We start from the raw sequence: 6,631 nt of genomic DNA, 5'->3' as shown, positions 1-6,631 counted from the left end.
CCCCCCGCCGCCCCCCCCGCCCCCCACCCCCCCCTGCTACCCCCCTCCACCCCACTTGACGCGCGTCACACGCACCTCAACGGCCCTTGTGACGACCGCCTCTGACGCAGAGTCACGACGTGTTAACGATCGTCCGCCGGACACCGGGAATGCTCTTGCCGACGTCCATGCCCCGGCGTAGACCAGAGCGCACGAAACAGCGCTCGGCGTTCGACGAGGAACGAAGAACGGGGCATTGATGCGCAGCACGAACAGCACCACCCGCACCCGCAGGGCGGTCAGGGCCGCGGCGGTTCTCGCCGCGGGGGCCCTCGCGCTCTCCCTCACCGCGTGCGGCGGAGGCGACGACGACAAGAAGAGCGGCAGCGACGAGAGCAGCAAGGCGAGCGGCGGGGGCGCGGAGACCGGCTCGACCGTCACCCTGCCGAAGCTGGACGGCACGACCCTGGAGGTCGCCGCCGTCTGGACCGGCGCCGAACAGGCCAACTTCAAGAAGGTGCTGGCGGAGTTCTCCCGGCGCACCGGCGCCAAGGTCACCTTCGTCCCCGCCCAGGACCCGATCATCAACTTCCTCGGTTCGAAGATCGCGGGCGGTCAGCCGCCGGACGTGGCGCTGCTCCCGCAGCCGGGCGCCATCAAGCAGGCCGTCGAGAAGAAGTGGGCCAAGCCGGTCGGCGCCGAGGCGCAGGCGCAGCTCTCGAAGAACTACTCGCAGGGCTGGCAGGACATCGGCAAGGTCGACGGCAAGCAGTACGGCGTCTACTACAAGGCCGCCAACAAGTCGCTGATCTGGTACAACGCCAAGGCCCTGGAGAACGCGGGGGCGAGCGAGCCGAAGACGTGGAAGGACCTGCTGTCCACGGCGCAGCAGGTGTACGACTCCGGGGTGACCCCGTTCTCGGTGGGCGGCGCCGACGGCTGGACGCTGACCGACTGGTTCGAGAACGTCTATCTCTCCCAGGCGGGTCCGGAGAAGTACGACCAGCTCGCCCAGCACAAGATCAAGTGGACGGACCCGTCGGTCAAGCAGGCGCTGACCACCCTCGCGCAGATCTGGTCCAAGAAGGACTATCTGGCGGGCGGCCCGGACGGCGCGCTGCAGACGGAGTTCCCGGCGTCGGTCACCCAGACCTTCACCGGCGGCGACCAGCCGAAGGCCGCCATGGTCTACGAGGGCGACTTCGCGCAGGTCAACATCGGTGAGACCAAGGCGAAGGTGGGCACGGACGCCAAGGTGTTCCCGTTCCCGGCGGTGGGCGCGAGCGCGCCGGTGGTGTCCGGCGGCGACGCGGCGGTGATCCTCAAGGACTCCAAGGCGGCGCAGGCGCTGGTGACCTTCCTCGCGTCGCCGGACGCGGCGACGATCCAGGCGAAGCTCGGCGGCTATCTGTCGCCGAACAAGAACGTGCCGGAGTCGGCGTACCCGAACGAGGTGCAGCGCACGATCGCCAAGGCGCTGATCGCCTCCGGCGACGACTTCCGCTTCGACATGTCCGACCAGGCGCCGCAGGCGTTCGGCGGCACGCCGGGCAAGGGCGAGTGGAAGGACCTCCAGGACTTCCTGAAGAACCCGTCGGACGTGGCGGGCGCCCAGGCGAAGCTGGAGAAGGACGCGGCGGCGGCCTACGGCGGCGGGAGCTGATCCCATGGGACGCGCACACGACGGACGTCCGGCGCGGCGCGCCGGCCGGGTGGGACGGCGGGCCGGGCGATGACGTCGGCCACGGCGGCGGGGGCCTCGCCCGCCCCCGTCTCGCCGGCGCCCGCCGCGCCCCGCGGCCGCAAGAGCGTGACCGGCACCCGCAAGGTCGTGGCGGCCCTGTTCCTGCTGCCCGCCCTGGTGCTGCTCGGCGCGCTCGTGGTCTACCCGATCGGGTACTCGATCGTCCGCAGCTTCTACGACTCCTCCGGCGACCATTTCGCCGGGTTCGACAACTACCGTGCCCTCTTCACCGACGACGGCATCCGCACCGCGCTGAAGAACAACGTCATCTGGGTGGTGTTCGCGCCGACGGTCGCCACCGCGCTCGGCCTCGTCTTCGCGGTGCTGACCGAACGGGTGCGCTGGGGGACGGCGTTCAAGCTGGTCGTCTTCATGCCGATGGCGATCTCGATGCTGGCGGCCGGGATCATCTTCCGGCTGGTCTACGACCAGGACCCGGACAAGGGCGTCGCGAACGCGGTGTGGGTCGGGGTGCACGACACCTTCGCGCAGTCCTCCGCGTTCCCGAAGGCGCACCCGGGCCGTAACTCGCCGCTGGCGCCCGACCACGGCGGTTTCCTCACCACCGCGCCGGTGCACACCGGGCAGTGGGTGGCGCTGCCGCTGGTGGGCGTGGCCCCCGACCAGATGCCGGACGGCGCGAAGCGGGCCGTCCGGGCCAGCCCGGAGCCGGGGAAGATCACCGGCACGGCCTGGCAGGACTTCACCCGCGGCAAGGGCGTCGGCACGCTCGGCGGGGTGGACGCCTCCGAGCTGGGCTACGACGGGATGCGCGTCGAGGCGGTGAAGGACGGCAAGGTGGTGGCGAGCGCGAAGGCCGCCGCCGACGGCACGTTCACGCTGCCCGCCGAGGCCGACGGCGCCCGGCTGCGGCTGCCGGCGGAGAACTTCAAGGCCCCGTACAACGGGGTGGACTGGCTCGGCCCGTCGCTGGTCACGCCGGCCATCATCGGGGCGTACGTGTGGATGTGGGCCGGGTTCGCGATGGTGCTGATCGCGGCCGGGCTGGCCGGGGTGCCGCGCGAGCTGCTGGAGGCGGCGCGGGTGGACGGCGCGAACGAGTGGCAGGTGTTCCGGCGGATCACCGTGCCGCTGCTGGCGCCGGTCCTCGCGGTCGTCGCGGTCACGCTGATGATCAATGTGCTGAAGATCTTCGACCTGGTCTTCATCATCGCGCCCGGCTCCTCACAGGACGACGCCAACGTGCTGGCGCTGGAGCTGTACCGCAAGGGCTTCTCCGAAGGGCGGCCCGGCGTCGCCAGCGCCATCGCGGGGTTCCTGCTGCTGCTGGTGATCCCGGTGATGCTGTTCAACATGAGGCGCTTGAGGCGGGAGGTGCGGCGATGACCACGACCGAGGCCGTCACGAAGGTTCCCCCGCCCCGGCCCGCCGAGGCCCGGCGGTCGCCGGCCGCCCGGCTGGCGGAGATCGTCAGCGGCGGCATGGTCCGGGTGTTCCTGATCGTGGTGGGGCTGTTCTGGCTGGTCCCCACGATCGGTCTGCTGCTGTCGTCGCTGCGCTCGCCGCAGGACATGGCCGCGAACGGCTGGTGGACCGTGTTCACCAAGCCCTCGCAGCTCACCTTCGACAGCTACCAGAAGCTGCTGGAGAACAGCGACATCACCAACTCCCTGCTGAACACCGCCCTGATCACCGTCCCGGCGACGATCCTGGTCGTGGTGGTCGGATCGCTGGCGGGCTACGCGTTCGCGTGGATGGAGTTCCCCGGCCGCGACTGGTGGTTCCTGGCGGTGGTCGGGCTGCTGGTGGTGCCGGTGCAGGTGGCGCTCATCCCGATCGCCGAACTCTTCGGGAAGATCGGCCTGTTCGGCTCGATCCTCGGGGTGGTGCTGTTCCACACCGGCTACGGGCTGCCGTTCGCGGTGTTCCTGCTGCGGAACTTCTTCGCGGAGATCCCGCGCGAGCTGCTGGAGGCCGCCCGGCTGGACGGCGCGGGCGAACTGCGCCTGTTCGCGCGGGTGGTGATGCCGCTGGGCGGGCCGGCGATCGCGAGCCTGGGCATCTTCCAGTTCCTGTGGGTGTGGAACGACATGCTGGTCGCGCTGGTGTTCACCAAGTCCGGCACCCAGCCCATCACGGTCGCCCTCCAGACGCAGGTGCGCCAGTTCGGCAACAACGTCGACGTGCTGGCGCCCGGGGCGTTCATCTCCATGGTGATCCCGCTGGCCGTGTTCTTCGCGTTCCAGCGGCAGTTCGTCTCCGGGGTCATGGCGGGCGCGGTCAAGTAGTCGTACAGGAAGGCGAATCGAGAGGGGCGGTCCGTCACAGGGCCGTCCCTTTCCGTTCACCCGCTGTCCCCCACATGCAGCAGTGAACCGTAACCGATTCACTCCATCGGCCGTTGCCGGGCACAGCCCCGTCGTGACGACGGGGCCGACCGCCCGTGCCGACCCTTGGATGGACCCTTGCCCCGGTTCAGTGTCATCGTGCCCGTCCACCGGGTCCAGGCGTATCTGCACCAGTGCCTGGAATCGGTGCTCACCCAGTCGTTCACGGACCTGGAACTGATCGCCGTCGACGACCGCTCGCCGGACGCCTGCGGGGCCGTCCTCGACGAGTTCGCCGCCCGTGATCCGCGCGTCCGCGTCGTCCATCTGCCCGTCAACGGCGGGCTCGGTCCGGCGCGCAACGCCGGGACGGCCGAGGCCACGGGCGACTACCTGATCTTTCTGGACGGCGACGACATCCTCGCCCCGGGCGCGCTGCGCTCGATCGCCGACCGGCTGACCGCGACCGGCGACCCCGAGGTCCTGGTCTACGGCTTCGCCCGCACCGACTGGACGGGCCGGGCCGTCCCCGACGAGGTCCGCGCGCCGCTCGCGCACGACGGCCCGGCCCCGTTCCGGCTCGCCGACCGGCCGGAGCTGCTGCGGGTGCTGATGGTGGCCTGGAACAAGGCCTGCCGACGGGACTTCGTGGCCCGCGAGGGCCTGTCCTTCCCGGCCGGCTACTACGAGGACACCCCGTGGACGTACCCGGTGCTGCTGACGGCGCGGTCCATCGCGACCCTGGACCGGGTGTGCGTGCACTACCGGCAGCGCCCCGGCAGCATCCTGGGCACCGCCGACCGCCGGCACCTCGACGTCTTCGACCAGTACGACCGGCTGTTCGCGTTCCTCGACCGGCGCCCCGAACTCGACTGCTGGCGACCGGCGTTGTACCGGCGGATGGTGGACCACCTCGGCACGGTGGGCACGCGTCCCGGCCGGGTGCCCCGCGGCTGCCGCCGGGAGTTCTGGCGCCGGGCCCGCGCGCACTGCCGCCGCCACCGCGCCCCCGGCCCCCGGCCCGCCGCGCGCACCCGGCTGCGGCACGCCCTGGTCCGGCTCGGTCTGCACCGCACCTTCCGCGCCCTGCTGCGCGCCGCCGCCCTGCGCCGCCGTGCCGCGGGTGCGGCCACAGGCGTACTGCGGGCGCTGCGCGCCGTCCTGCTCCAGGCGCACTACCGCGTCCAGCTGTGCCTGCCCGTGCGCGCCGACCGCGCCGTGTTCGCCGCGTACTGGGGGCGCGGATACGGCTGCAGCCCGGGCGCGCTGGAGGCGGCGTTCCGCGAGGTCGCGCCGCACATCCGCACGGCCTGGATCGCCCGGCCCGAGCACCAGGACACGGTCCCGGCGGGCGTACGCCGGCTGACGCCGGGCACCGCCGCGTACTGGACGGCGCTGGCCCGCTCCAAGTACCTCGTCAACAACGTCAACTTCGACCGCCGCCTGGTCAAGCGCCCCGCGCAGGTGTTCGTCCAGACCCAGCACGGCACCCCGCTCAAGCACATGGGCCTCGACCTCCAGGAGCACCCGGCGGCGGCCCGCGGCATGGACTTCGCCGAGCTGCTGCGCAACACCGCCAAGTGGGACTACGTCCTGTCCGGCAACCGGCACACCACGCTCACCTGGGAGCGGGTCTATCCCGGCCGCTACACCACGCTGGAGTACGGCCTCCCGCGCAACGACGTGTTCCAGCGGGCGACCCCGGCGGACGTGGCCCGGCTGCGCGCCGCGCTCGGCGTCCCGGAGGGCGCGGTCGCGCTGCTGTACGCGCCGACCCACCGCGACCACCGCCGCACCCAGCAGCCGCCGCTGGACCTGGAGCGCCTGCTGTGCCGCCTCGGTCCGCGCTTCGTCGTCCTGGCCCGCGCCCACTGCTTCCACGACGGCCCGCTGGACTCCGCCGCCCCGCTCACGGGTGAGGGCGGGGGCCGGGTCATCGACGTCAGCGGCCACCCGAGCGTCGAGGAGCTGTGCCTGGCCTCCGACGCGCTGATCACCGATTACTCCTCGCTGATGTTCGACTACGCCAACCTGGACCGCCCGATCGTGCTCCTCACCGACGACTGGGCGGCGTACGAGGCGGTCCGGGGCGTCTACTTCGACGTGCGGGAGTGCCCGCCGGGCGCGGTCGCGCACTCCGCGGACGAGCTGGCCGACCTGCTCTCGGGCGAGCACTGGCGCGGCGCGGACTCCGCGCGGCTGCGGGCCGCGTTCCGGGAGCGGTTCTGCCCCTGGGACGACGGCCGCGCGGCCGAGCGGGTGGTGCGGCACGTGGTGCTGGGGCAGCGGGACGAGGCGTCCGGGCTGCCGCCCGTCGTCCCGCCCGGGCGCAGGCGTCCGGCGCCGTCGCGGGCGGCCACGGCGCACGGGCGTTCCCGGCTCGCCACCGTGCCGCAACCCGCCGGTCCCCAGACCGTCACCGAGAGCCGCTGAACGCCGTTGGTCCTTCCGGGAGTCCGTATGCGACCCAGCACGACGCGGCCCACGCCCACCCGGCCCTCCACCTGGCGGCCGTCGGGCCGTCCGGGCGGACGCCCGCACGCGACGGCGCACCCGGCCCGCCGGCCGCCGCGCCGGGGCGGCAGGCCGCCGCGCGGGAACGGCGGGCCGGCGCACCGGC

General features: G+C 72.5%; 4 protein-coding genes. All 4 read left to right on the top strand.

The window, feature by feature from the left end:
• Positions 1 to 238 precede the first annotated feature (238 nt).
• The 4 genes from K7787_RS24745 (at position 239) to K7787_RS24730 (ending at position 6,444) form a co-directional block, all read left to right on the top strand.
• Positions 239 to 1,642, top strand: coding sequence for an ABC transporter substrate-binding protein (locus tag K7787_RS24745; RefSeq protein ID WP_223002994.1), 1,404 nt, complete (start codon positions 239 to 241; stop codon positions 1,640 to 1,642).
• Between the two features lie 69 nt (positions 1,643 to 1,711).
• On the top strand, positions 1,712 to 3,070 hold the full coding sequence (locus K7787_RS24740) for a carbohydrate ABC transporter permease (RefSeq protein ID WP_247721258.1): 1,359 nt from the start codon (positions 1,712 to 1,714) through the stop codon (positions 3,068 to 3,070).
• On the top strand, positions 3,067 to 3,972 hold the full coding sequence (locus tag K7787_RS24735) for a carbohydrate ABC transporter permease (protein ID WP_009188912.1): 906 nt from the start codon (positions 3,067 to 3,069) through the stop codon (positions 3,970 to 3,972). Before K7787_RS24740 ends, K7787_RS24735 begins: the two co-directional genes overlap by 4 nt.
• Positions 3,973 to 4,149: 177 nt before the next feature.
• Positions 4,150 to 6,444, top strand: coding sequence for a bifunctional glycosyltransferase/CDP-glycerol:glycerophosphate glycerophosphotransferase (locus K7787_RS24730; protein ID WP_223002993.1), 2,295 nt, complete (start codon positions 4,150 to 4,152; stop codon positions 6,442 to 6,444).
• The last annotated feature ends 187 nt before the right edge of the window (positions 6,445 to 6,631 follow it).

The organism is Streptomyces sennicomposti, from assembly GCF_019890635.1.
GTDB lineage: Bacteria > Actinomycetota > Actinomycetes > Streptomycetales > Streptomycetaceae > Streptomyces > Streptomyces sennicomposti.
The sequence above is the reverse complement of the archived record's forward strand: the minus strand, read 5'-3'. Positions and strand labels throughout refer to the sequence as shown.

Coding starts and splice junctions, on each gene's coding strand:
- K7787_RS24735 (WP_009188912.1), top strand. CDS start 3,067: ATGACCACGACCGAGGCCGTCACGAAGGTTCCCCCGCCCCGGCCCGCC.
- K7787_RS24745 (WP_223002994.1), top strand. CDS start 239: ATGCGCAGCACGAACAGCACCACCCGCACCCGCAGGGCGGTCAGGGCC.
- K7787_RS24740 (WP_247721258.1), top strand. CDS start 1,712: ATGACGTCGGCCACGGCGGCGGGGGCCTCGCCCGCCCCCGTCTCGCCG.